Origin of the sequence: Pseudomonas kielensis (genome assembly GCF_014236655.1) — a bacterium.
GTDB classification, from domain to species: Bacteria; Pseudomonadota; Gammaproteobacteria; order Pseudomonadales; family Pseudomonadaceae; genus Aquipseudomonas; species Aquipseudomonas kielensis.
This window is the reverse complement of record NZ_JACMYG010000020.1, coordinates 1-25,276: the sequence shown is the minus strand read 5'-3', so window position 1 is coordinate 25,276 and position 25,276 is coordinate 1. Positions and strand designations below refer to the sequence as shown.

Sequence of the window (25,276 nt, the reverse complement as noted above, 5' to 3'; positions counted from 1 at the left end):
ATCTTCTGGGGGATTTGACTGATGCTCAACGGCCTGTGGCTTGGCTTTTTCATCGTGGCGGCCATTTCGGCACTGGCGCAGTGGCTGATTGGCGGCAATGCCGGGATCTTCGCGGCGATGGTGGAAAGCATTTTCGCCATGGCCAAGCTGTCGGTCGAGGTGATGGTGCTGCTGTTCGGCACCCTGACCCTGTGGCTGGGCTTTTTGCGGATCGCTGAAAAGGCCGGGATCGTCGAGTGGCTGGCCAAGGCCCTGGGCCCTTTATTCCTGCGCCTGATGCCGGAAGTGCCAGCGGGCCATCCGGCCATCGGTCTGATCACCCTCAACTTCGCTGCCAACGGCCTGGGCCTGGACAACGCGGCGACACCGATCGGCCTCAAGGCGATGAAGGCGCTGCAAGAGCTCAACCCCAGTGCAACGGTGGCGAGCAATGCGCAGATCCTGTTCCTGGTCCTGAATGCCTCGTCGTTGACGTTGCTGCCGGTGACGATCTTCATGTATCGCGCCCAGCAAGGCGCGCCGGATCCGACCCTGGTGTTCTTGCCGATCCTGCTGGCCACCAGTTGTTCGACGCTGGTCGGGCTGCTGTCGGTGGCATTCATGCAACGCCTGCGCCTGTGGGACCCGGTGGTGCTTGCCTACCTGATTCCCGGTGCGTTGGTCCTGGGTGGCTTCATGGCCCTGCTGGCGACGCTCTCAGCCACCGCGCTGGCAGGCTTGTCCTCGATCCTCGGCAACCTGACGCTGTTCGGCCTGATCATGCTGTTTCTGGTGATTGGCGCGCTGCGCAAGGTCAAGGTGTATGAAGCATTCGTCGAAGGCGCCAAGGAAGGCTTCGACGTGGCCAAGAACCTGTTGCCCTACTTGGTGGCGATGCTGTGTGCGGTAGGCGTATTGCGGGCTTCCGGGGCGCTGGACTTCGGTCTCGACGGCATTCGCCATCTGGTGGAGTGGGCGGGCTGGGACACGCGCTTCGTCGACGCCCTGCCGACTGCGATGGTCAAGCCGTTCTCGGGCAGTGCCGCGCGGGCGATGCTGATCGAAACCATGCAGACGTCGGGTGTGGACAGTTTTCCAGCGCTGGTGGCCGCGACCGTTCAGGGCAGTACCGAAACCACCTTCTATGTGTTGGCGGTGTACTTCGGTGCAGTGGGTATCCAGCGTGCGCGACACGCCGTGGGGTGCGCACTGTTGGCGGAGCTGGCCGGGGTGCTGGCGGCAATCGGGGTCTGCTACTGGTTCTTTGGCTGAACCCAAACGCCGCTGCATAGTGTCCTGTAGCAGTTGGCGAAGGCTGCGCTGGGCTGCGCAGCGACCTCTGCATTACCCAGCCGAATGAACGTCCTGCGGCCGTTGACGCAGCCTCGCGGACTCGACAGCTGCTACAAGGATGATGCGTCGGGTTTGGGGGCATGCTTTTGCCCCTGCTCCACCGTCCAGGCAACCACTTGCCGGGTCAGCGTATCGCCGGCCTGGCCAAACCCCGTCACCACGCCTGGCACCTTGACGTCACTCACCGGCTGGCGCACTTCAAAGCGTTTGCTGGCGAGGATCCGTTGGTCGCTGCCGCGCACCAGCAGGGCATCCAGGCGGATCACCACCTGCACGCCACTGCCCAGGTACTCACTCTGGAACGCCTGCAGGTTGCCGCCCAGCTCCAGGTCAGTCTGCAGATTGCTGTCGTCGATGCTCAGCAGGCGTACCCGGCCATCCTCGGTAAAGCCATCGAGCAGGCGGTTGCGCAGCAGGATCGGGGTGGGGTCGCTCCAGCGCGAGGCCTTGTAGCTGCTGATCAGGTCACCTTGGGGGATCACCGCGATTTTCGCGCTGTTGAGCGCATCGCCCGCCTGCGGTTTGGCCAGGCGCAGCGACCACGCTACCGGGGTGGCGCGTGTCGTGGCGGCCGGGCCCTGGGTGGCGGGCAGGCGATACACGTCCTGCGGCTCGGCCTTGGGCAGAATGGAGCAGGCGCTGGCCAGGGCCAGGCTCGCCAGCAGGGCCCCGTGGGCGAATGGGCGGTAGACGCGCTTCATGGTGTGAACTCCTTGTCCGTGTCGCTGCCGAGCAGGTAACCGCTGGGGTTGGACTCCAGGCGACGAGAGATGGCCCGCAGCGAGCTCAGGGTGTCGCGCAATTCGCGCACGGCCGGCGCCAGGCCGTTGAGCCCCTGCATGCCGTTGCTCAGGGCGTCCTGATTGCTGGTCAGCAGTGTGTTGATGGTTGCCGTGCTCTGCTCCAGGGACTTCATCGCCTGCTCGGCGCTGCCGAACATCTGCTTGCCCTGGTCGTTGAGCAGGCCGTTGGCGTTGCGCATCAGCGCGGTGGTCTGTTCCAGGGTGGCGGTGGCCTGTTTGCCAATGGCCGAGAGTTGCTGCATGGCCTGGCGGATATCCCCGCGCTGCTCGGCAATGGCCCCGGTGGTCTGCTCCAGGTTGGCCAGGGTCTTGCCCAGGCGCTCGACGTTTTCCGGCGAGAGCATCTCGTTGGCGTTGTACAGCAGGCGGTTGATGCTGCTCATCACGTCGTCGCTGTTGTTCAGCAGGCGCGCGATGGGCGATGGCGAGGCGACAATGATCGGTAACTTGCCGTCCTTGCCCCGCAGTTCAGGACTTTGCGGGGTACCGCCACTGAGCTGGATGATCGAGGTGCCGGTGATGCCGGTCAGGGCCAGCTTGGCCTGGGTGTCTTCCTTGATCGGGGTCTCGCCGCCCAGGCGGATGCGTGCCAGGACCCGGCGCGGGTCCTTGGGGTCCAGGCGCAGGCTCACCACATCGCCGACCTTGATCCCGCTGTACTGCACCGCGCTGCCTTTGGACAGGCCGCTGACGGCCTCGTTGAAGACCACTTCATAGTCCTTGAACTCGCTGTCGACGCTGGATTTGGCCAGCCACAGACCGAACAGCAAGGCACCGGCCACTACCAGGACAGTGAACAGGCCGATCAATACATGATGGGCTCGGGTTTCCATGTCATACCTCGTTGAGCTGTGAAGCGGCGCTGAGCGCCGCGCGGCCGCGTGGGCCATGAAAGTATTGGTGAATCCAGGCGTCGTCGGTTTCCGAGACGATATCGATGGCGTCCGCCACCAGCACCTTCTTCTGCGCCAGCACCGCCACCCGGTCGGTGATGGTGTAGAGCGTGTCGAGATCGTGGGTGACCAGGAACACACTCAGCCCCAGCGCATCACGCAGGGTCAGGATCAATTGATCGAAGGCGGCCGCGCCAATGGGGTCGAGGCCGGCGGTCGGTTCATCGAGAAACAGGATGTCCGGGTCCAGCGCCAGCGCCCGGGCCAGGGCCGCGCGCTTGATCATGCCGCCGGACAGCGAGGCCGGGTATTTGTCGGCGGCTGACAGCGGCAACCCGGCCAGCGCCAGCTTGACCGCGGCCAGGTGCTCGGCATCCGCGCGGCTCAGCCCGGCATGTTCGATCAGCGGCAGCGCGACGTTTTCGGTCACGGTCAGCGACGAAAACAGCGCGCCTTTCTGGAACAGCACGCCGAAGCGCCGTTCCACCCTCGAACGTTCGTCTTCCGAGAGGCTCGGCAGGTTTTTGCCGAACACCGTGACATTACCTTCGCTGGGCTGACGCAGGCCAATGATGCTGCGCAGCAGCACCGATTTACCGCTGCCGGAGCCGCCTACCACGGCGAGAATCTCGCCCTTGTACAAGTCCAGGTCGAGGTTTTCATGCACGCTCTGGCTGCCGAAACGATTGCACAGCCCACGGACTTCAATCACCGCCTCGGTCGGCGCACGGGGTAAGCGACTCACCAGCCCATCTCCATAAAGAACAGTGCGGCGACCGCATCCAGGACGATCACCACAAAAATCGATTGCACCACGCTGGAGGTGGTGTGGGCGCCGACGGACTCGGCACTGCCGCTGACCTTGAAGCCTTCCAGGCAGCCGACGGCGGCGATCAGGAAGGCGAAGATCGGCGCCTTGACCATGCCCACCAGGAAGTGTTGGACGCCGATATCCGACTGCAGCAGCGAGAGGAACATCGCTGGCGAGATATCCAGCGTGAGGGCACAGACCACGCCGCCGCCGACAATCCCCGAGAGCATCGCCAGGAACGTCAGCATTGGCAGGGCCACCAGCAACGCCAGGACTCGTGGCACCACCAGCAGCTCGACCGGGTCCAGGCCCAGGGTGCGGATGGCGTCGATTTCTTCGTTGGCCTTCATCGAGCCGATTTGGGCGGTAAAGGCACTGGCGGTGCGACCCGCCATGAGGATCGCGGTCAGCAGCACGCCGAACTCACGCAGGAAGGAGAACGCCACTAAGTCCACGGTAAAGATACTGGCACCAAAACTGGCGAGCACCGTGGCGCCGAGGAAGGCCACGACCGCGCCCACCAGGAAGGTCAGCAGCGCGACGATCGGAGCGGCATCGAGCCCGGTCTGCTCGATGTGCGCGACCATGGGCGTGATCCGCCAGCGGGAGGGGCGAAACAGGCTGCGGGCGATGGTTTCCAGGATCAGCCCGACGAACCCCAGCAGTTTCAGGGAATCCTGCCAGACGGTGTCCACGGCTCGGCCAATACGGGTCAGCAATTGAATGCCGACGTTGACCTCGGGTTGCTTTACCGGGACACAGAAGTCGGCCATCGAGTTGTAGACCGTGTGCAGCAGCGCGCGGTCGGCGGCGGACAGGCTGCAGTCGGGATGCTCGGCGGTTTTGCCGAGGCGCTCGGCCCCCAGCAGCTCGACCAGCAAGGAGGCACCGGCGGTGTCGAGCGCGCCCAGGCCATTGAGGTCAATGGTGGCGCGGTCGTCGTACTGGCCCTTGAGGGTTTCGCTCAACTGCTTGAGGTTGGCGTAGTGGGCAAGCGTCCAGTCGCCCGTGACCCTGAGCTGCGCAGGGCTGTGGGAAGTATCGAGCTGGGCAGTGCCGGTTGTCGTATCGCTCATAAGCTCCTTGCTTGTTCGGCTGCGACGCAGTGCTACCTAATAGCACGATCCTTGTTACTTTGCCTGGTTCGGCGCCGGGTTGTCTTGACCTGTGTCGGTGACCACGAAGCGCAGCACACCAATCACCTGGCCGTCTTCGGTCAGCACCCGGACCTGCCATTTGCCGACCGGGTTGCCAGGGAAGTTCTGCTTGTGGGTCCAGGCCCGGTAGCCTTCCTTGCGCCCACCGTGGATATCCAGGGCAATACGGTCAACTTCCTTGCCGTTGAATTTCCACACGTGATAGATCCGCTCGTCCAGGCCGCGCGGGGCGTTGATGGCGGTGTAGGCGTACAGGCCGTCGCGCCGTAACTGGGCGACGCTGACCTGCTCCAGGCTGGCGCCCGGGGTGCGGTCCTGCAGCTGGGTGCTGATCGCCACCTCGGTCATCCACAACGTGGCGGGCGGTACCCAGGAGCGCAGGAACCAGCCGGTGGCACCGATCGCCACGGTGATGCACAGCACGCTCAGGCCACCGCGCACGGTACGAATCGGAAAGATCGACGCCAGGCTCGGGAAGGACAGCAGCATGGCGATGCCCAGCGCCAGCTTGAAACTCTGCGAGGTGGTCAGGTGCAGGATGATCGGCAGCGCGGTCAGCAGGGCGGCAAACAGCGTCAGGGTGTGCATCGCCAGGAACAGCCAGCGGCGCGGAGCCAGCCATTTGTAATAGAGCGGATCAGTGATGGAAATCAGTGCGGCGGCGCCGAGCAGTCCGGTAAACGCCAGCTGCCCGCTGTTCCAGGTGGTGGTGATGAAAAAGAACGGCAGGACGAAAAACAGGCTTTCCTGGTGGATCATCTGGGTCGCGTAGCGCAGCAGCGGCTGCGGGATTTCGCGCTTGAACACCTTGGTGAACAACTGCGTCAGGCTGTTTTCCAGCATCAGCCAGACCCAGCTGACCAGCATGATGATCGCGATCCAGGTGGCCAGGCCTTGTTGCCGATCCACCAGAATGAAGCTGCCGACCCCCGAGATGAAACCACCGAGCGCGATGACCCCGGGGTAGCGCTTCATCAGCTCGAGGATGCGCTGGACGTAAAGGGTCAGGTTCGGCATGTTGGCGGTTCACACTATTCGTAGGAAAAACCGACCTAGGATACCAGCGCCGAGAGACATCCGGTCGCGGTGCACACCTTCAGGTTCGGCGATGAAAACGCCAGCCCAGTGCGCCGAGCACCAGCAACGCCACTATCCCACCCAGCAACCAGGCCAGTTGATCATAGCTGAGCAGCGGTTTTTCGATTCGCACGTACCCCGGCTGTTCAAGCAGTTGTCGCAGGGCCAGGTTCGCCTGTTTGAGCGTCACGGCACGCAAGCGTTTGACCGGGTCGGCAAATTGTCCGTCTTCAAAGTCGCCCAGGGCGCTCCAGTAATAGTCGGCCAGTGCGCTATTGCCCTGCACCGCCCAGGCCTGGCGGGCGATGGCGGCCTGTTTGAGGCGCGCGAACGTGGCGGGGTCGAGGCCATTGTGCAGCAGGTCGGCCTTGAGCTGCGCCAGTACCTGCTGCGCCTGGGCCAGGTCATCGCGCTCCAGGTCGGCGTTCAGGCTCATGAAGCCGATGCCGCCAAACACTTCGCGTTCCGCTGCAGGGCCGTAGGACAGGCTGTGGGCCAGGCGCAACTGGCGGTAAAGCGCCCAGTCGAGGTAGTCCTTGAGCAGGTCGTAGGTTTCGTCGTATTGGGCGTCGAGGATCGGCTCGGGGAACAGCCAGTGCAGCTTGGCGGCATCGCCGACCCAGCCGTGAATCAGCTCCCGCCGGGCCTGGGCCGGGCTCTGCACCTGTGCCAGGGCCGGGTGCGCCGTGGGTTCGACCGGCTTCAGATGACCGTAGGTGCGTTCCAGGTAGGCTGGCAGCAGGCGATCGAGGTCGCCGACGATAATCAGTGTCATGTTGTTGGGGGCGTACCACTCCTGGCGCACCTGCTCCAGCTGTTCGCGGGTCAGCGAGTGGACTTCGGAGCGCTCCTGGCACTTGAGCCCCAGTTCCACGGCCAACTGGTTGCTGGCGGTATGGCCCAGGTCCTGGCGGTCGAGCCAGCGCTGCAAGTGGGAGTAGTGGCCGCCGTCTTCACGTTCGACCACCTGTTTGGCGGCATTGATCGCGTTGTCGTCGATGCGGGTTTCGGTCAGCAGCGCCAGGAGCAGGTCGAGGACTTTGCGCTGGTTCTTCGCCGGAGCCTCGATGACAAAGGTGGTGTCGGCGTTGCTGGTAAAGGCATTCCATTCCCCGCCGAGGCCTTGCATGCGTTCCTCCAGCCCTCCTTCGCCGCCGGCATCGATGCCGCTGAACAGCACATGCTCCAGCAGGTGTGGCAGTTCCTTGTCGGCGCAGGAAAAGTCGTCGATGCCCACGCCGACGACCAGGCGGATTGCCACATGCCCGCGTTCAGTGCTGGGCTTGAGCAGGATCTGCAGGCCGTTTTGCAGCACATAGCCCTCGACTTGCAGGCGGTCCAGGGCCCAGGTGCAGGTGGAGCCCAGCAGCAGGCACGCAAACAACAGACAACGCATAACAACCTTCCTGGCGGGTAAATGCGGGGAGCGGGGTTTTCCCTCAAGCTTTGCAAATGACTGCTGGCAACGCTAGACGTTCAGGGAGAATGGGTGATGTCAGCCATATCGTCGACCGCCAGGGCGCCGGTCTCGGAGGTCTCCAGCACTACATAGGCGCTGCTGCAGAATAGCGAGTTCAAGCGTTTCATGTCGGCGATCAGTTCCAGGTGCAGGGAACTGGTCTCGATGCTCTGGACGATCTTGCGTTGTAGGCGGCTGACGTGGGCGTGGGCCAGGCGCCTTTCCTGGGCGCGGAAGCGACGTTTCTCACGCAGCAATTGCCGGGCGCTTTCCTTGTCGGCGCTGAGGAACACCGACAGCCCCAGGCGCAGGTTGGCGATCAACTGCTGGTGCAACCCGGTGAGTTCTTCCAGGCCCACATCGGAAAAGGAGCGGCGCTGCGAAGTCTTTTGCTGCTGGACTTTGCGCAGCATGCGCTCGATCAGGTCCGAGGCCAGTTTCAGGTTGATCGCCAGTTCGATGATTTCTGCCCAGCGCCGGCTGTCCTGGTCGCTCAGGTCTTCGCGGGGCATCTGCGCCAGGTAGAGTTTGATGGCGCTGTAGAGAGCCTCGACGTCATCGCTCAGGCTGCGCATTTGCTGGGGCACTGCGGTCTGTTTGCCTCGCAGCACGTCGAGCATGGCTTCGAGCATGTTCTCGATCAGGTCGCCCATGCGCAGGGTTTCCCGCGCGGCATTGGCCAGGGCCAGGCTGGGGGTGGCCAGGGCGGCGAGGTCCAGGTGCCTGGCCTTGGCCTGGCCGTTGGTTTCCGGGCGTTCTGGCAGCAGCCACGCACACAGCCGCGCCATGGGGCCAACGCTGGGCAGCAGCACCAGGCAGCGCGCCGTGTTGTAGAGCAGGTGGAAGCCAATCACCAGGCCTTGGGGGCTGTAATCGAGGCTGTCCATCCAGTGCACCAGGGGATCGAGTACCGGAATGATCAGCAGCAGCCCGATCAACTTGTACAGCAGGCTGCCCAGCGCCACTTGCCGGCCGGCGGCGTTCTGCATGCTGGTGCTGAGGAAGGCCAGTACCCCGCTGCCGATGTTGGCGCCAATCACCAGGCCAATGGCCACGGGCAAGCTGATGACCCCGGCCCCGGCGAGGGTCGCGGTGAGCAGGACGGCGGCCAGGCTGGAGTAGGAAATCATCGCGAACAGTGCGCCGATCAAGGCGTCGAGCAGGATGTCGCCCGTCAGGGAGGCAAACAGCACCTTGACGCCCTGGGCATGGGTGATGGGCGCAGCCGCTTCGACGATCAGTTGCAGCGCCAGGATGATCAGCCCCAGGCCGATGCCGACCCGGCCCATCTGGCCAACGCGGGTCTGTTTGCGCGAGAGGAACAGGATTACCCCGAGGAAAATCAGCAGCGGCGACAGCCAGGACAGGTCCAGGGTCAGGACGCGGGCCATCAGCGCGGTACCGACATCGGCGCCGAGCATGGTCGCCAGCGCCGGGGTCAGGGCCATCAGGCCCTGGCCGACAAAGGAGGTCACCAGCATTGCGGTGGCGTTACTGCTCTGGACCATGGCGGTGACCAGGATCCCGGCAATAAAGGCTAGCCAGCGCTTGGACATGTTGCGGCCAATGACATGGCGCAGGTTGGAACCGTAGACCCGCAGGATGCCGGTTCGGACGATGTGCGTGCCCCAGATCAGCAAGGCCACGGCAGACAATAAATTGAGCAGGGTCAGCATGACAGGCCCCCTGGTGGAATAGCGCCCCAAAGGGGCAAGTGAGCAGTACCGCGCGATTTCTACATTCTGTACTTAAGCTGTAGTTGGCTAACGGCCGTGGCGCCAGCATCGCATGCCTAAAGCGTCAAATGAAACAAAACTGTCATGAAAACAGCTTCATGCGGACGTAAAAAAGGGGGCTTGCGAGAGCCCCCTTCTTCCTGCATCCGGTTCAGGTTACTGGCCCGGGATGTCCTTGCGCAGCTTGACCGGGTCTTGCTGTTTCTTCTTTTTCGCCATCGCGGTGCGCAACTTGATGTTGACCGCTTCCACCGCCAGCGAGAATGCCATGGCGAAGTAGACGTAGCCTTTTGGCACATGCACTTCGAAGGCTTCGGCGATCAGTACGGTACCGACCACCAGCAGGAACGACAGCGCCAGCATTTTCAGCGACGGGTGCTTGTCGATGAACGCGCTGATGGTGCCGGCAGCCAGCATCATCACCAGGACGGCAACGATAATCGCGGCGACCATGACCGGCACGTGGGAGACCATGCCCACGGCAGTAATGACCGAGTCCAGGGAGAACACGATGTCGATGATCGCGATCTGGATGATGGTGTAGAGGAAGTTGCCGCCCTTGCCCGTAGGCTCGTCGGAGGTTTCGTCTTCACCTTCCAGTGCGTGGTACATCTCCTGGGAGCTTTTCCACAGCAGGAACAGGCCACCGAAGAACAGGATCAGGTCGCGTCCGGAAATGCCCTGGCCGAAGACCACGAACAGGTCGGCGGTCAGGCGCATGACCCAGGTGATCGACAGCAGCAACAGGATCCGGGTGATCATGGCCAGGGCCAGACCGAAGATCCGGGTGCGCGCCTGCATGTGCTTGGGCATGCGGCTGACCAGAATCGAAATCATGATGATGTTGTCGATGCCCAGGACGATTTCCAGGGCCGTCAGTGTCAAGAAGGCAACCCAGATCTCTGGGTTGGTCAGCCATTCCATGTGTATTCCTTTGAGGATGTGTTAAACCACGCCGCCAGCGGCTTCAAAACTCGAAGTCTAGCTGGCGGCGCGGTGAGTGGGTGCGCTTATAGGGTGCTGAACAGCGGAAATATCCCCATCAGCAACGCGGCGAACATTATGCACAGGCAAACCAGAACTGCCCACTTGAGGGTGAAGCGCTGGTGGTCGCCGAACTCGATCCCGGCCAACGCCACCAGCAGGTAGGTCGATGGCACCAGCGGGCTCAGCAGGTGCACGGGTTGGCCAACGATCGAGGCGCGGGCCATTTCCACGGCGGTGATGCCGTAGTGGCTGGCGGCTTCGGCGAGAACGGGTAGTACGCCGTAGTAAAATGCATCGTTGGACATGAAGAAGGTGAACGGCATGCTCACCAGGGCCGTGATCACGGCCAGGTAAGGGCCGAGGAAGTCCGGGATCACTGCCAGCAGGCTTTTCGACATCGCGTCGACCATGCCGGTGCCGGTCAGGATGCCGGTGAAGATGCCCGCGGCGAAAATCAGCCCGACGACGGCCAGCACACTGCCAGCGTGAGCCGCGACGCGGTCTTTCTGCTGTTGCAGGCATGGGTAGTTGACGATCATGGCGATGCTGAACGCGACCATGAACAGCACCGGCAGTGGCAGCAGGCCAGCGATCAAGGCACACATCAGGCCCAGCGTCAGGGCGCCATTGAACCAGATCAGTTTCGGCCGACGGGCATCCGGGAACTGCGACACGCTGATTTCGCTGTGGTCGATCTCGTCGCCGATCAAGTGCAGTTCACCCAGGCGCGCGCGCTCACGTTTACCGTACATGTAGGCAATCGCCAGGATCGCCACCACGCCGGCGAGCATCGCCGGGATCATCGGTACAAAAATATCCGACGGGTCGACGTGCAGCGCACTGGCGGCGCGGGCGGTCGGACCGCCCCAGGGCGTCATGTTCATCACACCGCCGGCCAGGATGATCAGGCCGGCCATGATGCGCGGGCTCATGCCAATGCGGCTGTACAGCGGCAGCATGGCGGCCACGCAGATCATGTAGGTGGTGGCGCCGTCACCGTCCAGGGACACCACCAGGGCCAGCACCGCGGTGCCGACGGACACCTTCAGCGGGTCACCCTTGACCAGCTTGAGGATCTTGCGCACGGCCGGGTCGAACAGGCCGGAGTCGATCATCAGGGCAAAATAGAGGATGGCGAACATCAGCATCACCCCGGTCGGGGCCAGCTTGGTGATGCCTTCGAGCATCATCGGGCCGATTTTCGGCGCAAAACCGCCAAACAGGGCGAACAGGATCGGCACGATGATCAGGGCGATCAGCGCCGACAGGCGCTTGGTCATGATCAGGTACATGAACGTGATGACCATGGCAAAGCCAAGGAAAGTCAGCATGGGAATACTCCAGACGTAGCGCGACTAGGGAATGGCGGACCGGTTGGGGGTCAGCGCAGAACGGGAAGCACGAGGCGTACGAAGGGAGTGGGGGCGAGCAGGCGGGTGTGAGCAGACATCAGAATCACCATTGTTGTTGTTAATTGGGCCGTGCGAGCGTTGTGGATTTCGCGTTGGCCAACCGGTCTATTGCCGGCAGTGAGGGCGATCCTAATCGGCAAACCTTTCAGCTACCTTTCGCCAGACAAACACCGGACGAGATGTGCAAGCGCGCCTGGCGAGGCTTAAAGTGCTGGGCAGTGCCCCGGATTGAGGGGGCGCCGTTGGGGATGAGGAGGGTCGGCATGAGCGAACTTCACACCGGTGGCTGCCATTGTGGGCAGTTGCGTTATCAATTCAGCGGGCCGTTGTGTGACATCGCCCATTGCCACTGCTCGATTTGCCGACGGGTCAGCGGCGGCCTGGTGACCACCTGGATCACCCTGCCCCGTCCAGCCTTCCAGTGGCTGGCGGGCACCCCGGCGCAGTACGATTCTTCGGCCAGCTGTGTGCGTTATTTCTGTGGCCACTGTGGTGCGCAACTGGCATTGATCACGCACCTGAGCCCGGACACTATCGATGTGACCATTGCCACTCTGGATCACCCTGAGCGGGCGCCGGCCGAACGGCACATCTGGACCGACAGCCGATTGCCTTGGCTGCACCTGGACGAACACCTCCCCGAAGAACCCGAGGAAACCCTGTAGCGGCTGCCATGCGCCTGGGGGTCAGGGTAGCTCCAGGCCGCCTGCCGCCTTGTGCAGCGCCCGCAGGTGTTCGCCCAATTGCTTGACGTTGGCTTCGTTGGCGGCGATCTCCGCGGCCCGGGCCGGCTCCAGCAGGGCTCGGGCCTCTTTGTCGAGGTCGCCGGTCAAGGCTTGCAGTACTTTCTGGCGGCTGCTGCTTTCAGCTTCCAGGCGTTGCCATTCGTTGGCTTGCGGCAACCCGTAGCCACCCTCGTCGAGCAACTCCGCCGGGCGGCTGAGGAAGCCGCTGTTGGCGAGGATCTGCTGCAGGGTCTTGTTGGCCCGGTCCATGCCGCCGTTCTCCAGCTCCCGCGCATCGAGGTAGCGTTGCTTGACTTCGTTCTGGGCCAGCAGCAGTTGCTGGCGGAAGCTCGCCTGCTCCAGCAACAGCAAGGCAGCGCTGGTACGCAGGTCAGCCTGGTCGAACCATTGGCGGCGATCGGCAGCGCTTGACGTCAGCCAGTCTTCAACCTTGTCCTGTTTGATCGGCAGGTGCTTTTTCAGCACCTCGAACATGGCTTGATAGCGGTCGCGGAATGAATCGAAGCGATAACCCAGGCGCAAGGCCTCACGCTGGTCGTCGAGCACGCTGGTGTCGGCCAGGCCGCGGGCCTTGAGCACTTCCAGCAGGCCGTTGGGCATGATGCTGTCCAGGCCGACCAGTTGCGGATTGTTGCTGCCACTGCGTAACAGTTTCAGGCTCTCCACGGCACAGTTGTTGGAGAGGAAGAAGTAATTGCCGTCGTAGCTCCAGTGCATCTCGGCAGCGTGCTCTACCACTTCGTCGATCTCGCTGCGCGAGAGGATCAGCGGTACGGACGCCAGGCTGCGCAATTCGGTCTTGGTGTACTCGTCGATGACTTGTGCCAGGGGCAGTACAAAAAGCCGCGAGGGGTATTTGCCCACCAGGCCGTCCCAACTCGATAGCTGCACGTCGCCGACGAAGGCGCGGTAGGACAGCACCAGGGAATATTCCAGATCCAGCCGGCAATCGGGCCCACGCGGGCGCCCGGGTGCACAGATCACCAGGCGCAACATGCTGTGGCCCCAGCGGCTCACCAGGTTCTGGTTGGCTTCGGCCAGCAGGTAATCGACGGCGTAGACCCGCTCCGGGTCGACCTGGCCCAGCGGCTGCTTGCCAAAGTCGTTGCCGGCGTTGAGAAAGGCGAAGGATGTGGCGCAGTTTTCCTGTGTCGACGGTGCCCAGCCAAAGTGTTGCTGGTAGTAGCGGTATAGCGCCGGACGGCGGCAGGCGTAGCTCGGGTCGAGGAGGAAGTACTCCATGTTGACCGCGACGAACTCCTTGGGGCTGCTGGTTTCGTACAAGTCCGGGCTGCGCGCGATCTGGCGGTTGTGCTGTTCACGTTCTCCGCGCCGGCCGACGTACTGCTGCCAGCCGGCCAGGTCCAGCAGGCGCGGGTCATCACTGAGGGTGAAGCGCCGGTCGTTCTGGCCGCGGCATTGATCGGGCATGCCGATCAGGCCCGAACTGTTGTTCTGCCGGGTACAGCGCTGGATCAACAAGCGCTCGGGGGTGGGCCATAAACGCGCACGGTCATAGATGTGGGTCAGTTCATGCAGCACCGTGGCCAGCATCTCGCGGCGTACGGTGCCGTGGGGGCGATGGGTCTTTTTTGTTGCGGCGCTACCGTCCGTCAGGCCGGGTAGCAGTTTGCGGTTGAGGTCCAGTTCAGACACCAGGGAGGCCTGGCCGTAGGCGTTGGCTGGCATGTTGTCGGTCCAGCCGACATCAATTCGCCGGTCCAGTTGTTCGACGAAGTGCGGCGGCAGCGCCTGCATCGCCTCGTCGAGCAAGGCCTGGCTGGCCTGCTGTTCTGCCGGGCTCAAGCCTTCGGTCTTGAGGTGCAGTTGCAGGCCGGCCTGGGCAGTTATGCCAAAGAGCAGCGCGGCAGCAGTCAGCAGCCCGGTGACGAACGACCTCACAGTGCGAGGATGGCTTCGGCGAGTACCTGGTCACTGGCGTCGCGGGCTTCCGGCACGCGGGTGCGCAAGGTATCGAAGGCCGCTTCCAGGTGCGCGCCACGGATATCACCATTGCTGGCGACGAAACTGGCCGCGTCGTCGTGGGCATCGCGTACGACTTTCGAGTCGCGGATGGACGTCGTGGTGTCCGAGGTGAAATCAAGGGTGCGCTGTGAGGCGCGGATGATGATGTTACTGGTGGCGACCAGGGTTTGGGCCTGGGCCATGTCGGCCAACAACAATAGGCCAAGGGTGGCAGCAATCAGCGGGCTACGCATGGAACGACTCCGGAAGAACGTGGGATAGCTATTGGACGAGAATTGCCTGTGCCAGTTCAAGGTCACTTGCATGAAGTTTTGCCCGGTGCTGGTGCAGGTAAACCAGGGCCGACTCCAGGTGCGCTCCTCGTAGTTGGCCATTGCTGGCAACAAAGGCAGCCGCATCATCGTGCGCGGCGAGCAGCAGTTTATGGTCGAAGGGAGCGGCGGTCACCATGCTTGTGGCATAGGCGGTGACGACAAGGTTCTGCGTGGTCAGGTCCAGGGCGTGAGCCGAGGTGATCCCGCAGGCGATGAAGGTGGCGGGGACGAACAGTGCTTTTACAAGAAAATCCATGGGACCAGACAGCTGAAAACCAGCCCCAAGGCTAGCGCAATGCCCGGCCCAGAGCCAGGCCTTGGCAAACGGGGCAGCTCAGGCCGCCCCGTACAGTGTCTGCAATCAGATGGTCAGGATAGCCTGAGCCAGTTGGGCGTCGGTCGCGCTCAACTGTGGAACCTGCTTGCGGATGTGCTCCAGGGCACTTTCCAGGCGAACGCCGCGGATGGCGCCTTCGCTGGCCACGAAGCTGGCCGCGTCATCACGGGCTGCGCGCACGATTTTGTCGTCCTTGAACGAAGACGTGACGTCGGAGGTAGCGTCGGAAGTGGCTTTGAGCGCGCCGACGACAGCGTCCGTGGTGACGATGAAGCTGGTGGCGTGCGAATTGGCAGCCACGGCCAGCAGGGCTGCAGCGCTGAGCAGACGAAGACGGGACATGGGGTAACTCCTTTTAAGAACAAAAAAGTGGCGTTGGAAAACGCCCGACAACCACCGCGAGCCGCACGGTGCCTGAAGAGTCAGACGCGTACCGTGCAGTGTTCGCCACGTTGTATCTGGATATTAGGCCCATGTTCAAGGATTCGAACAGCCCTGTGGGCCTTTTTGCCGACCACTATTGCCAGAAGGGGCGCTCCAGCTCGGCCATGCGTTCCGAGTGGCTGATGCCGATATCGGCCAGTTGCTGGTCATTGAACTGGGCCAGCAGGTGACGGGTACGCGCCCGCTCCCGGCATTGGCCAATGGCCCTGAACAGTCGGGAGAGTCGCCCCGGCAGGCTGAGCCGCTCGCGGCGTGGTAGGGGCATCTCGAGTGACGGGTCCATGCTCAATTCCTCGCGCAAAGGCTGAAAGTGCAGCCTTGGGAGGTCATGTTGGGCCCTTGCGGTTTAGCGGGGCAGTGACACCGGGGTAAAATTGTACTGGTTCAGTTTGATGTTTATAGAGACTGTACCTGTCTTGAGAAGTGTCTTCTGTACCTGCGATTTTTTACCCTGAAACGACAAGACCCGTCGCGGTTTCCCGCGACGGGTCTTGTGTGTGCAATTCAGAGTGCTGGCGGTGGACCCGGAGGGTCAGGGCCAGCGACGCTAACTTAGCGCCAGAACGGCTTGCTCAGCTCTTCGTAGCGTTGTGCTTCGCTAATCCCTGCGTCAGCCAGCAGACGCGAATCCAGGCGAGCCAGTTGATGGCGGCTGGAGATGCGGCGCTGCCACAGCATCAGGTTGGCGAGAACGCGAAGAGGCATGGAAGCCTGGGTTTTTACAGCCTTGTCTTCGAAGAACAGTTCGGAACTGAGTGTACGTTCCATGGTTGACATCCTTCCGCTTGTGGCGGGATTAGGTAGTGGTTTAACTGGTGCCCATGATCCTCTCGTTTGGCCAGTCTCTGTAGATACAGTTCACCTGTATTGTGAGAGACCAGTTAACTGTTAAAGGGGGGTGTACTGGTCTAAATTGAGGCAACTGTACCTGTCCGCACGATTATGGTGCGTTATGCAGGTTTTAGTGGGGAAAGGTAGGCTTTTTCCGTAGGAAATGACCGGTACAGTAGTACAGTTTTTGCAAGGTCTTGGGTGGAAGATAGCGGGCCGGCAAAAAACTGTTTTTGCCGGCCGCCATCTGTACCAATTACACGGCGAGCATGCGCCCGGTTTCTTCCAGGTTCATGTGCCAACTGAGGGCTTCGCGCAGGATGTGTGGCGTGTGGCCGCCGATGGCGCAGGCCTTCTCGAAGTACGCATTGAGCGCTTCGCGGTAGTCCGGGTGTACACAGTTGTCGATAACCACCCGGGCGCGCTCCCGAGGGGCCAGGCCACGCAAGTCGGCAAGGCCGATCTCGGTCACCAGGATGTCGACGTCGTGCTCGGTGTGGTCAACGTGGCTGACCATTGGCACGACGCTGGAGATCGCCCCGCCCTTGGCAATCGACTTGGTGACGAAGATCGCCAGGTGCGCGTTGCGGGCGAAGTCCCCCGAGCCGCCGATGCCGTTCATCATCCGCGTGCCGCAGACGTGAGTGGAGTTGACGTTGCCGTACAGGTCGAATTCCAGCGCGGTGTTGATGCCGATGATGCCCAGGCGACGCACCACTTCAGGGTGGTTGGAAATTTCCTGCGGGCGCAGGACCAGTTTGTCCTTATAGCGCTCCAGATTGCCAAACACATCGGCGTTGCGGCGTTGCGACAGGGTGATCGAGCTGCCCGAGGCAAAGCTCAGCTTGCCGGCGTCGATCAAGTCGAAGGTGGAGTCCTGCAGCACTTCGGAGTACATGGTCAGGTCTTCGAACGGCGAATCGATCAATCCGCACATTACGGAGTTGGCGATGCTGCCGATGCCGGCCTGGAGCGGGCCCAGCTTGTTGGTCATGCGGCCAGCGTCCACTTCCTGCTTGAAGAAGTTGATCAGGTGGTCGGCAATGGCCTGTGTCTCGTTGTCCGGTGGCAGCACCGTGGACGGCGAGTCCGATTGGTTGGTGATGACGATGGCGACGATCTTTTCCGGTGGAATCGCAATTGCCGTGCTGCCGATGCGATCGTCGACCTGGGTCAGCGGGATCGGTGTGCGGGTCGGGCGGTAGGTCGGGATATAGATGTCGTGCAGACCTTCCAGGTTCGGGTTGTGCGCCAGGTTGATCTCGACGATCACCTGCTTGGCGAAAATCGCGAAGCTGGCGGAATTGCCGACCGAGGTAGTCGGCACGATGTGGCCTTGTTCGGTGATGGCCACGGCTTCGATGACCGCGATGTCCGGCAGCTTGAGTTGCTGGTTGCGCAGCTGCTCCACGGTTTCCGACAGGTGCTGGTCGATGAACATCACTTCGCCGGCGTTGATTGCCTTGCGCAGGGTGCTGTCGACCTGGAATGGCATGCGGCGAGCCAGGACGCCCGCTTCGGTCAATTGTTTGTCGAGGTCGTTGCCCAGGCTGGCGCCGGTCATGAGGCTGATCTTCAGCGGCGTGACCTTGGCGCGCTCGGCCAGTGCGTGGGGCACGGCCTTGGCTTCGCCGGCGCGGGTGAAGCCGCTCATGCCGACGGTCATGCCGTCCTCAATCAGAGCGGCAGCCTCGGCGGCGCTCATCACCTTATCCAACAACGAAGGCAAGCGAATACGGTCACGGTACATGGATTATTATCTCGGGCAACGGAAGCAATATGCGCAGTCTAGTGATTTCGAAAACATTCGTCCCACTACCATGGTCGAATGCAGGCCCCTGATTTAGAGCCTTTGGTCGGGTTATTGGCGCAAATAAAAAACCCCAGCCTACGGGAGGCCGGGGTTTTTGGTATTGCCGTGGAGCAGTGTTTATTCGACAGCCTTGACCATATCTTCGATGACTTTCTTGGCGTCGCCAAAGACCATCATGGTCTTGTCCAGGTAGAACAGCTCGTTATCCAGGCCGGCATAGCCGCTGGCCATCGAGCGCTTGTTGACGATGATGGTCTTGGCCTTGAAGGCCTCGAGAATCGGCATGCCGGCGATCGGCGACTTCGGATCGTTCTTCGCCGCCGGGTTGACCACGTCGTTGGCGCCGAGCACCAGTACCACGTCGGCCTGGCCGAACTCGGAGTTGATGTCTTCCATCTCGAACACTTGGTCGTACGGTACTTCGGCCTCGGCCAGCAGGACGTTCATGTGCCCAGGCATGCGGCCTGCCACCGGGTGGATCGCGTATTTCACGGTCACGCCACGATGGGTCAGCTTCTCGGTCAGTTCTTTCAGGGCGTGCTGCGCCCGTGCCACCGCCAGGCCATAGCCCGGAACGATGATCACGGTGTCGGCGTTGGTCAGCAGGAAGGTGGCGTCGTCAGCCGAGCCGGATTTCACCGGACGCGCTTCCGCCGAACCGGCTGGGCCTGCGGCGTCTGCGGTGTTGCCGAAGCCACCCAGCAGGACGTTGAAGAATGAACGGTTCATCGCCTTGCACATGATGTACGAGAGGATCGCGCCGCTGGAGCCCACCAGGGAGCCGGCAATGATCAGCATCGAGTTGTTCAGCGAGAAGCCGATACCGGCCGCAGCCCAACCGGAGTAGCTGTTGAGCATCGACACCACCACCGGCATGTCGGCACCACCGATCGGGATGATGATCAGCACGCCCAGCACAAAAGCCAGCGCCAGCATCAGGGCAAACGCGCCGAGGTTGCCGGTCAGCATGAACGTGATGCCCAGGCCCAAGGTGGCCAGGCCCAGCACCAGGTTGATCTTGTGCTGGCCGCTGAACTGTACCGGTGCGCCCTGGAACAGACGGAACTTGTACTTGCCCGAGAGTTTGCCGAAGGCGATGACCGAACCGGAGAAGGTGATGGCACCGATGGCGGCACCGAGGAACAACTCCAGGCGGTTACCGGCCGGAATCGCGTCCCCCAGTTGTTTGACGATACCCAGCGATTGCGGCTCGACCACCGCAGCAATCGCGATGAATACCGCGGCCAGGCCGATCATGCTGTGCATGAAGGCGACCAGTTCCGGCATCTTGGTCATTTCAACCCGTTTGGCCATGACCGAGCCGGCAGTGCCGCCGACCAACAGGCCAACGATCACGTAGCCAATACCGGCCGTAGCCAGTTCAGCGCCCAGCTTATAGATGAGGCCGACGGTGGTCAGGATGGCCAGTGCCATGCCGAGCATGCCGAACAGGTTGCCGCGCCGCGAAGTGGTCGGGTGCGACAGGCCTTTGAGGGCCTGGATGAAGCAGATCGACGCGATCAAGTAGAGCGTCGTTACGAGGTTCATGCTCATTACTTGGGCGCCTCTTCTTTTACGGCTTTCGGGGCTTTTTTCTTGAACATCTCAAGCATGCGACGGGTGACCAGGAAGCCACCGAACACGTTCACGGCCGCCAGTGCGACGGCGAGGGTGCCCATGGTCTTGCCCAATGGGGTGACGGTCAGTGCGGCCGCCAGCATGGCGCCGACGATCACGATTGCCGAGATCGCGTTGGTCACCGCCATCAAGGGGGTGTGCAGCGCGGGTGTAACGTTCCAGACCACGTGATAACCGACATAAATCGCCAGCACGAAGATGATCAGGTTGTAGATACCGGGGGAGATAAGCTCTTCCATCGTCTGAATCCCTGCTTAGGCGTTTTTGCGGATGACTTGGCCGTCGCGGCACATCAGGCACGCGGCGACGATGTCGTCTTCGAGGTTGATCTCGAACTGGCCTTCCTTGGTGAAGACCAGCTTGAGGAAGTCCAGCAGGTTGCGCGCATACAACGCCGAGGCATCTGCGCCGACCTGGGCCGCCAGGTTGGTCGGGCCGGCGATGGTCACGCCGTGCGCAACGATCACCTGGTCCGCAACGGTCAATGGGCAGTTGCCGCCCTGTGCCGCTGCCAGGTCGATGACCACCGAGCCGGGTTTCATCTGGGCAACGGTCTCGGCGCTCAGCAATACCGGGGCCTTGCGGCCAGGAATCAGGGCCGTGGTGATGACAATGTCGGCTTGCTTGGCGCGCTCGTGCACGGCCAGGGCCTGGCGCTGCATCCAGCTGGCCGGCATCGGCCGTGCGTAACCGCCGACGCCCACTGCGCATTCACGCTCTTCGTCGGTTTCATAAGGCACGTCGACGAACTTGGCGCCCAGGGATTCGATCTGTTCTTTCACCGCCGGACGGACGTCGGAGGCTTCGATCACCGCGCCCAAGCGTTTCGCCGTAGCGATGGCCTGCAGGCCTGCCACGCCAGCGCCGAGAATCAGTACGCGAGCAGCTTTTACCGTGCCCGCGGCGGTCATCAGCATCGGCATGAAGCGCGGATAGTGATGAGCGGCCAGCAACACAGCCTTATAGCCGGCAATGTTGGCTTGCGAGGAGAGCACATCCAGGCTCTGCGCACGGGAGGTGCGCGGCGCTGCTTCCAGGGAGAACGCGGTAATGCCACGCTCGGCCAGTTTGGCAATGGTTTCATTGCTGAACGGGTTGAGCATGCCTACCAGCACGGTTCCACTTTTGATCAGGCTCAGTTCGCTGTCGCTGGGGGCGACAACCTTGAGGATCAGCTCTGCGCCAAATGCGTCGTTGGCACTGCCAATCACTGCACCTGCCGCTTCATAAGCACTGTCGACAACGCTGGCGTTGATGCCGGCGCCGCTTTGCACAGTGACTTTATGACCCTGGCCGATCAGCTTCTTGATGGTTTCCGGGGTTGCAGCAACCCGCGTTTCACCGGTCTGGGTTTCGAGAGGAACACCAATGTGCACGTCAAATCTCCTGCTTGATCTTATTGCTTTCGATCTTTCTTAGAAGGCCAGCGCACTGCGGAGGGTGCGGCTGGGGCGGCCGATCAGCACGACCCCGCTGTATTTCAGGCGGGGCGCGGCATTTTGCAGGCGAACTTTGTGCCCTTCAAGGGATTATGACGGGTGACGGAAAATTAACTACAAGTCACCCCGTGACCGAATGTCGCAACCAGTCGGGCTAATCCCCTCTAGGCCGTGCCTTGTAAGGATTCTGGCGAAAAACGGGGGATTTTCACATCGGCTGTATGAATGATGCGCCATGGTCCCGAATTAGGGTGCGAAAGCCACGCCGTTAGGCGGCTGTGGGACGATTGTGCAGGTATTCCGTAAAGGCTGCCTAAATGCGACAAATAGTTATATCTGTAGGGCTTTGATTTTGCTGACTACGGGGTCAGTTAATGCCTGTAAGCCCCTGCCCTTCTACGTTGTAGCTGTGGGCCTGATGAATCAGCCAGTCGCGAAATGCGCGCAAAGAGGCGGATTCGACCTTTCGGTCAGGAATCATCAGGTAATAGGCCTTGATGCTCGACAGGGCCTGGGGGTTGGCAATGACCAGTCTTTTCTCGGCCAGTTCACGCTGGATCAGGAACGGCGGGATCAGGGCGATGCCCATGTCATGCATGGCCGCTTGGGCGAGCATGGAGAATAGCTCGTAACGCGGGCCTGTCATGTCCCGGGGGATATTCAGGTTCCGGGAATTGAACCACTGGCGCCAGGCGTACGGGCGTGTGGTCTGTTGCAACAGGGGCAAATCGGCAATCTGCTCGGCGCTGAGCTGCGTGAACCGGCCGAGTAAGGTCGGGCTGCACACCGGCATCGGGTTTTCTCCCATCAACCTGTGGGATTCGGTACCTGACCAATCGGCGTCGCCGAAGTAGATCGCGGCGTCGAAGTCGGTGTCGGCAAACAGGAAGGGCCTTGTGCGGTTGGTCAGGTTGACCGTCACTTCCGGGTGCTGCTCTTGAAAGTCCTTGAGTCGGGGCAGTAGCCATTGGGTGCCAAACGTCGGCACGACTGCCAGCTCGATGACGTTGGCGCCCTGCTGCCCCATCACCGACAGGGTGTCGCGCTCAACTGCGTCCAGTTGGGTTGCCACCCGGCGGCTGTAGGACAGGCCGGCTTCGGTGAGTTTCACGCCACGCCGTGAGCGTCGGAACAGTTCGACACTCAGGAACTCCTCCAGGCTGGCGATCTGTCGGCATATCGCGCCCTGGGTCAGCGAAAGCTCCAGGGCGGCCTTGGTAAAGCTCTCGTGGCGGGCGGCGGCTTCGAAGCTGATCAGGGCAGCGGTGCTGGGGATCTTCCTGCGCATGTACGGCAACCTCACTAATGATTCTCGTGTATGCCGTTTCAGGCTATTACGGAGTGAGAAATTAGCACAACAGCATGCAAAATCCTCGTTTGCCCATTCCGCTAGCGACGCCTAGGATCATTCCACGATATTTGACCCACTTCGCGAGGATACGCTCATGGGCGGTAAAGCTAGCTTCAACTGGATCGATCCCCTGTTGCTGGATCAACAGCTCACTGAAGAGGAGCGCATGGTGCGCGACAGCGCAGCGCAGTTTGCCCAGGACAAGCTGGCTCCGCGCATCCTTGAAGCCTTCCGCCATGAAAAGACCGATCCGGCGATCTTCCGCGAAATGGGCGAGATCGGCCTGCTGGGCGCGACCATTCCCGAGCAATACGGCGGCAGCGGCCTGAACTACGTCTGCTACGGGCTGATTGCCCGTGAAGTCGAGCGTGTCGACTCCGGCTATCGCTCGATGATGAGTGTGCAGTCTTCCCTGGTCATGGTGCCTATCAATGAGTTCGGCACTGAGGCGCAGAAACAGAAGTACCTGCCGAAACTGGCGTCCGGTGAATGGATTGGTTGCTTCGGTCTGACCGAGCCTAACCATGGTTCCGACCCGGGCTCCATGATTACTCGTGCGCGCAAGGTGGAAGGCGGCTACAGCCTGACCGGCAGCAAGATGTGGATCACCAACAGCCCGATTGCCGATGTGTTCGTGGTGTGGGGCAAAGACGATGCTGGCGACATCCGCGGATTCGTTCTCGAGAAAGGCTGGAAGGGCCTGAGCGCTCCCGCTATTCACGGCAAGGTCGGCCTGCGTGCCTCCATCACCGGCGAAATCGTGATGGACAACGTGTTTGTTCCGGAAGAAAACATCTTCCCGGACGTGCGTGGTCTGAAAGGTCCGTTTACCTGCCTCAACTCCGCCCGCTATGGCATCTCCTGGGGGGCACTGGGTGCCGCCGAGTTCTGCTGGCACACCGCGCGCCAATACACCCTGGACCGCCAGCAGTTCGGCCGTCCCCTGGCTGCGACCCAGTTGATCCAGAAGAAGCTGGCGGATATGCAGACGGAAATCACCCTGGCGCTGCAAAGCTGCCTGCGTCTTGGCCGTATGAAGGATGAAGGTACGGCGGCGGTGGAAATCACTTCGATGATGAAGCGCAACTCCTGCGGCAAGTCCCTGGACATCGCGCGCATGGCTCGCGACATGCTTGGCGGCAACGGCATCTCCGACGAGTTCGGTGTCGCGCGTCACCTGGTCAACCTCGAGGTGGTCAACACCTACGAAGGTACTCACGACGTTCACGCGCTGATCCTCGGCCGTGCACAGACCGGTCTCCAGGCGTTCTACTGACAGGAGAGCGGCCATGGGTGCGTTATCGCATTTGCGGGTACTGGATTTATCGCGTGTATTGGCCGGCCCCTGGGCTGGCCAGATCCTGGCGGACCTGGGAGCCGAGGTGATCAAGGTCGAGCGTCCTGGCAACGGTGATGACACGCGCGCCTGGGGGCCGCCCTTCCTGAAGGACGCCTATGGCGAGAACACCAGCGAGGCGGCCTACTACCTCTCCGCCAACCGCAACAAACAATCGGTGACCATTGACTTCACCCGGCCTGAGGGTCAGCGTCTGGTGCGCGAGCTGGCTGCCAAGTCCGACATACTCATCGAGAACTTCAAGGTCGGTGGCCTGGCGGCTTATGGTTTGGACTATGAGTCGCTCAAGGCGATCAATCCTGATTTGATCTACTGCTCGATCACGGGGTTCGGCCAGACCGGACCCTATGCCAAGCGTGCGGGCTATGACTTTATGATTCAGGGCCTGGGGGGCTTGATGAGCCTGACTGGCCGCCCTGAAGGTGATGAAGGCGCCGGCCCGGTCAAGGTGGGTGTGGCGCTGACGGACATTCTGACCGGGCTCTACTCCACCGTGGCGATCCTGGCGGCCTTGGCGCACCGGGATCATGACGGTGGTGGACAGCATATTGATATGGCGCTGCTGGATGTCCAGGTCGCCTGTCTGGCCAATCAGGCCATGAACTACCTGACGACAGGGGTTGCGCCCAAGCGGTTGGGCAATGCTCATCCGAACATCGTGCCTTACCAGGATTTCCCGACGGCGGATGGCGACTTCATCCTGACGGTGGGCAATGACGGGCAGTTTCGCAAGTTTGCCGAAGTGGCGGGTCAGCCACAGTGGGCAGACGATGCCAGGTTTGCCACGAACAAGCTGCGGGTGGCCAATCGCGCGGTGCTGATTCCGCTGATTCGTCAGGCTACGGTATTCAAGACCACCGCCCAGTGGGTGGCTGAGTTGGAACAGGCGGGTGTGCCCTGTGGGCCGATCAATGATCTGTCGCAGGTGTTTGCCGATCCGCAGGTCCAGGCGCGCGGGCTGGCGATCGAACTGCCCCATGCGCTGGCGGGTATGGTGCCGCAGGTGGCCAGCCCGATTCGTCTGTCCGAAACGCCGGTGCAATACCATAGCGCTCCGCCGCTGTTGGGCGAGCACACGCTGGAGGTCTTGCAGCGGGTGCTGGGTCTGGATGCTGCTGCAGTTGCCGCCTTCAAGGAGTCTGGCGTGCTCTAGGTGTCCCTTCTATATAGAGGCGGTGTTTCCCTTGCTTATATAGAAGGCGCAGCACCGCCTTTTTTGGCTTTAGGCAACTCATTGATAGAAAAGCCAAATTAATGGTTGACGGCAGATTCTAGATGTCTATAATTCGCCCCACTTCCGGCGCAGTCGAAACGGAAAACTCCTTGGTAAACAATGAGTTACGCAGTTTTCGG

The 25,276-nt window shown here is 61.8% G+C and carries 24 protein-coding genes; 4 read left to right on the top strand and 20 right to left on the bottom strand.

Features of this window, described 5'->3' with window-relative positions:
* Nucleotides 1–21 precede the first annotated feature (21 nt).
* Nucleotides 22–1,251 (top strand): nucleoside recognition domain-containing protein, encoded by a 1,230-nt coding sequence (locus H7995_RS18175; RefSeq protein WP_166588967.1) that lies wholly within the window; start codon nt 22–24, stop codon nt 1,249–1,251.
* Between the two features lie 131 nt (nt 1,252–1,382).
* Here the strand turns inward: H7995_RS18175 and H7995_RS18170 are convergent, their stop codons facing one another.
* From H7995_RS18170 to H7995_RS18130, 9 genes are all read right to left on the bottom strand, one after another.
* On the bottom strand, nt 1,383–2,033 hold the full coding sequence (locus H7995_RS18170; RefSeq protein WP_166588968.1) for an ABC-type transport auxiliary lipoprotein family protein: 651 nt from the start codon (nt 2,031–2,033) through the stop codon (nt 1,383–1,385).
* Nucleotides 2,030–2,968 carry an MlaD family protein gene (locus tag H7995_RS18165; RefSeq protein WP_182342986.1) on the bottom strand — a complete coding sequence of 313 codons (939 nt, stop codon included), beginning with the start codon at nt 2,966–2,968 and terminating at the stop codon, nt 2,030–2,032. The genes H7995_RS18170 and H7995_RS18165 overlap by 4 nt, the downstream gene beginning before the upstream one ends.
* Before the next feature lies 1 nt (nt 2,969).
* Nucleotides 2,970–3,773, bottom strand: a complete 804-nt coding sequence (locus tag H7995_RS18160) for an ATP-binding cassette domain-containing protein (protein ID WP_185818702.1) — start codon at nt 3,771–3,773, stop codon at nt 2,970–2,972.
* On the bottom strand, nt 3,770–4,915 hold the full coding sequence (locus H7995_RS18155) for an ABC transporter permease (protein ID WP_166588971.1): 1,146 nt from the start codon (nt 4,913–4,915) through the stop codon (nt 3,770–3,772). Before H7995_RS18155 ends, H7995_RS18160 begins: the two co-directional genes overlap by 4 nt.
* 54 nt (nt 4,916–4,969) lie before the next feature.
* Nucleotides 4,970–6,013, bottom strand: a complete 1,044-nt coding sequence (locus H7995_RS18150; protein ID WP_185818701.1) for a DUF5924 family protein — start codon at nt 6,011–6,013, stop codon at nt 4,970–4,972.
* A gap of 79 nt (nt 6,014–6,092) precedes the next feature.
* Complete coding sequence (locus tag H7995_RS18145) at nt 6,093–7,469, bottom strand: M16 family metallopeptidase (protein WP_185818700.1); 1,377 nt, start codon at nt 7,467–7,469, stop codon at nt 6,093–6,095.
* Nucleotides 7,470–7,549: 80 nt separating this feature from the next.
* On the bottom strand, nt 7,550–9,208 hold the full coding sequence (locus tag H7995_RS18140; RefSeq protein ID WP_166588974.1) for a Na/Pi cotransporter family protein: 1,659 nt from the start codon (nt 9,206–9,208) through the stop codon (nt 7,550–7,552).
* 216 nt (nt 9,209–9,424) lie between these two features.
* On the bottom strand, nt 9,425–10,192 hold the full coding sequence (locus tag H7995_RS18135; protein WP_166588975.1) for a TerC family protein: 768 nt from the start codon (nt 10,190–10,192) through the stop codon (nt 9,425–9,427).
* 86 nt (nt 10,193–10,278) lie between these two features.
* On the bottom strand, nt 10,279–11,586 hold the full coding sequence (locus tag H7995_RS18130; protein ID WP_095165169.1) for a CitMHS family transporter: 1,308 nt from the start codon (nt 11,584–11,586) through the stop codon (nt 10,279–10,281).
* 344 nt (nt 11,587–11,930) lie between these two features.
* Here H7995_RS18130 and H7995_RS18125 point away from each other — a divergent pair, with 344 nt between their 5' ends.
* Nucleotides 11,931–12,332, top strand: a complete 402-nt coding sequence (locus H7995_RS18125) for a GFA family protein (RefSeq protein ID WP_166588976.1) — start codon at nt 11,931–11,933, stop codon at nt 12,330–12,332.
* A 21-nt stretch (nt 12,333–12,353) separates the two neighbouring features.
* Here the strand turns inward: H7995_RS18125 and H7995_RS18120 are convergent, their stop codons facing one another.
* The 11 genes from H7995_RS18120 to H7995_RS18070 all read right to left on the bottom strand — a co-directional run bounded on the left by H7995_RS18120 (nt 12,354) and on the right by H7995_RS18070 (nt 22,503).
* Entirely contained in the window at nt 12,354–14,315 is a 1,962-nt protein-coding gene (locus H7995_RS18120; RefSeq protein WP_166588977.1) for a DUF7844 domain-containing protein, read from the bottom strand.
* The gene (locus tag H7995_RS18115; protein WP_095165173.1) at nt 14,312–14,632 is read right to left on the bottom strand and encodes a DUF2388 domain-containing protein; all 321 of its coding nucleotides are present in this window, start codon (nt 14,630–14,632) and stop codon (nt 14,312–14,314) included. The genes H7995_RS18120 and H7995_RS18115 overlap by 4 nt, the downstream gene beginning before the upstream one ends.
* A gap of 28 nt (nt 14,633–14,660) precedes the next feature.
* Nucleotides 14,661–14,969, bottom strand: a complete 309-nt coding sequence (locus tag H7995_RS18110) for a DUF2388 domain-containing protein (RefSeq protein WP_166588978.1) — start codon at nt 14,967–14,969, stop codon at nt 14,661–14,663.
* 105 nt (nt 14,970–15,074) lie between these two features.
* A complete protein-coding gene (locus H7995_RS18105; protein ID WP_166588979.1) occupies nt 15,075–15,392 on the bottom strand; it encodes a DUF2388 domain-containing protein in 318 nt (105 codons plus the stop codon).
* 175 nt (nt 15,393–15,567) lie between these two features.
* The gene (locus H7995_RS18100; protein WP_185818699.1) at nt 15,568–15,777 is read right to left on the bottom strand and encodes a DUF1127 domain-containing protein; all 210 of its coding nucleotides are present in this window, start codon (nt 15,775–15,777) and stop codon (nt 15,568–15,570) included.
* 269 nt (nt 15,778–16,046) lie between these two features.
* Nucleotides 16,047–16,262 (bottom strand): DUF1127 domain-containing protein, encoded by a 216-nt coding sequence (locus H7995_RS18095; RefSeq protein WP_025131744.1) that lies wholly within the window; start codon nt 16,260–16,262, stop codon nt 16,047–16,049.
* 319 nt (nt 16,263–16,581) lie between these two features.
* Nucleotides 16,582–18,075 carry a succinyl-CoA:acetate CoA-transferase ScpC gene (locus tag H7995_RS18090; RefSeq protein ID WP_166588981.1) on the bottom strand — a complete coding sequence of 498 codons (1,494 nt, stop codon included), beginning with the start codon at nt 18,073–18,075 and terminating at the stop codon, nt 16,582–16,584.
* Nucleotides 18,076–18,255: 180 nt separating this feature from the next.
* On the bottom strand, nt 18,256–19,692 hold the full coding sequence (locus tag H7995_RS18085; RefSeq protein ID WP_166588982.1) for an NAD(P)(+) transhydrogenase (Re/Si-specific) subunit beta: 1,437 nt from the start codon (nt 19,690–19,692) through the stop codon (nt 18,256–18,258).
* Nucleotides 19,692–20,015, bottom strand: coding sequence for an NAD(P) transhydrogenase subunit alpha part 2 (locus H7995_RS18080; protein WP_003187010.1), 324 nt, complete (start codon nt 20,013–20,015; stop codon nt 19,692–19,694). The genes H7995_RS18085 and H7995_RS18080 overlap by 1 nt, the downstream gene beginning before the upstream one ends.
* A 15-nt stretch (nt 20,016–20,030) precedes the next feature.
* Entirely contained in the window at nt 20,031–21,152 is a 1,122-nt protein-coding gene (locus H7995_RS18075) for a Re/Si-specific NAD(P)(+) transhydrogenase subunit alpha (protein WP_166588983.1), read from the bottom strand.
* Nucleotides 21,153–21,582: 430 nt separating this feature from the next.
* Nucleotides 21,583–22,503 (bottom strand): LysR family transcriptional regulator, encoded by a 921-nt coding sequence (locus tag H7995_RS18070; protein ID WP_166588984.1) that lies wholly within the window; start codon nt 22,501–22,503, stop codon nt 21,583–21,585.
* A 157-nt stretch (nt 22,504–22,660) separates the two neighbouring features.
* On the opposite strand from H7995_RS18070, the gene H7995_RS18065 reads away from it, so the two are divergent.
* Together H7995_RS18065 and H7995_RS18060 are read left to right on the top strand one after the other, a co-directional pair.
* Nucleotides 22,661–23,842: an acyl-CoA dehydrogenase gene (locus H7995_RS18065; protein WP_166588985.1), complete on the top strand. Its 1,182-nt coding sequence runs from the start codon at nt 22,661–22,663 to the stop codon at nt 23,840–23,842.
* Between the two features lie 13 nt (nt 23,843–23,855).
* The gene (locus H7995_RS18060) at nt 23,856–25,076 is read left to right on the top strand and encodes a CaiB/BaiF CoA transferase family protein (RefSeq protein ID WP_166588986.1); all 1,221 of its coding nucleotides are present in this window, start codon (nt 23,856–23,858) and stop codon (nt 25,074–25,076) included.
* Nucleotides 25,077–25,276: the final 200 nt, after the last annotated feature.

Coding starts and splice junctions, on each gene's coding strand:
- H7995_RS18090 (WP_166588981.1), bottom strand. CDS start 18,075: ATGTACCGTGACCGTATTCGCTTGCCTTCGTTGTTGGATAAGGTGATG.
- H7995_RS18165 (WP_182342986.1), bottom strand. CDS start 2,968: ATGGAAACCCGAGCCCATCATGTATTGATCGGCCTGTTCACTGTCCTG.
- H7995_RS18110 (WP_166588978.1), bottom strand. CDS start 14,969: ATGGATTTTCTTGTAAAAGCACTGTTCGTCCCCGCCACCTTCATCGCC.
- H7995_RS18130 (WP_095165169.1), bottom strand. CDS start 11,586: ATGCTGACTTTCCTTGGCTTTGCCATGGTCATCACGTTCATGTACCTG.
- H7995_RS18135 (WP_166588975.1), bottom strand. CDS start 10,192: ATGGAATGGCTGACCAACCCAGAGATCTGGGTTGCCTTCTTGACACTG.
- H7995_RS18065 (WP_166588985.1), top strand. CDS start 22,661: ATGGGCGGTAAAGCTAGCTTCAACTGGATCGATCCCCTGTTGCTGGAT.
- H7995_RS18175 (WP_166588967.1), top strand. CDS start 22: ATGCTCAACGGCCTGTGGCTTGGCTTTTTCATCGTGGCGGCCATTTCG.
- H7995_RS18170 (WP_166588968.1), bottom strand. CDS start 2,033: ATGAAGCGCGTCTACCGCCCATTCGCCCACGGGGCCCTGCTGGCGAGC.
- H7995_RS18060 (WP_166588986.1), top strand. CDS start 23,856: ATGGGTGCGTTATCGCATTTGCGGGTACTGGATTTATCGCGTGTATTG.
- H7995_RS18155 (WP_166588971.1), bottom strand. CDS start 4,915: ATGAGCGATACGACAACCGGCACTGCCCAGCTCGATACTTCCCACAGC.
- H7995_RS18140 (WP_166588974.1), bottom strand. CDS start 9,208: ATGCTGACCCTGCTCAATTTATTGTCTGCCGTGGCCTTGCTGATCTGG.
- H7995_RS18125 (WP_166588976.1), top strand. CDS start 11,931: ATGAGCGAACTTCACACCGGTGGCTGCCATTGTGGGCAGTTGCGTTAT.
- H7995_RS18080 (WP_003187010.1), bottom strand. CDS start 20,015: ATGGAAGAGCTTATCTCCCCCGGTATCTACAACCTGATCATCTTCGTG.
- H7995_RS18070 (WP_166588984.1), bottom strand. CDS start 22,503: ATGCGCAGGAAGATCCCCAGCACCGCTGCCCTGATCAGCTTCGAAGCC.
- H7995_RS18105 (WP_166588979.1), bottom strand. CDS start 15,392: ATGTCCCGTCTTCGTCTGCTCAGCGCTGCAGCCCTGCTGGCCGTGGCT.
- H7995_RS18095 (WP_025131744.1), bottom strand. CDS start 16,262: ATGGAACGTACACTCAGTTCCGAACTGTTCTTCGAAGACAAGGCTGTA.
- H7995_RS18115 (WP_095165173.1), bottom strand. CDS start 14,632: ATGCGTAGCCCGCTGATTGCTGCCACCCTTGGCCTATTGTTGTTGGCC.
- H7995_RS18100 (WP_185818699.1), bottom strand. CDS start 15,777: ATGGACCCGTCACTCGAGATGCCCCTACCACGCCGCGAGCGGCTCAGC.
- H7995_RS18085 (WP_166588982.1), bottom strand. CDS start 19,692: ATGAGCATGAACCTCGTAACGACGCTCTACTTGATCGCGTCGATCTGC.
- H7995_RS18145 (WP_185818700.1), bottom strand. CDS start 7,469: ATGCGTTGTCTGTTGTTTGCGTGCCTGCTGCTGGGCTCCACCTGCACC.
- H7995_RS18150 (WP_185818701.1), bottom strand. CDS start 6,013: ATGCCGAACCTGACCCTTTACGTCCAGCGCATCCTCGAGCTGATGAAG.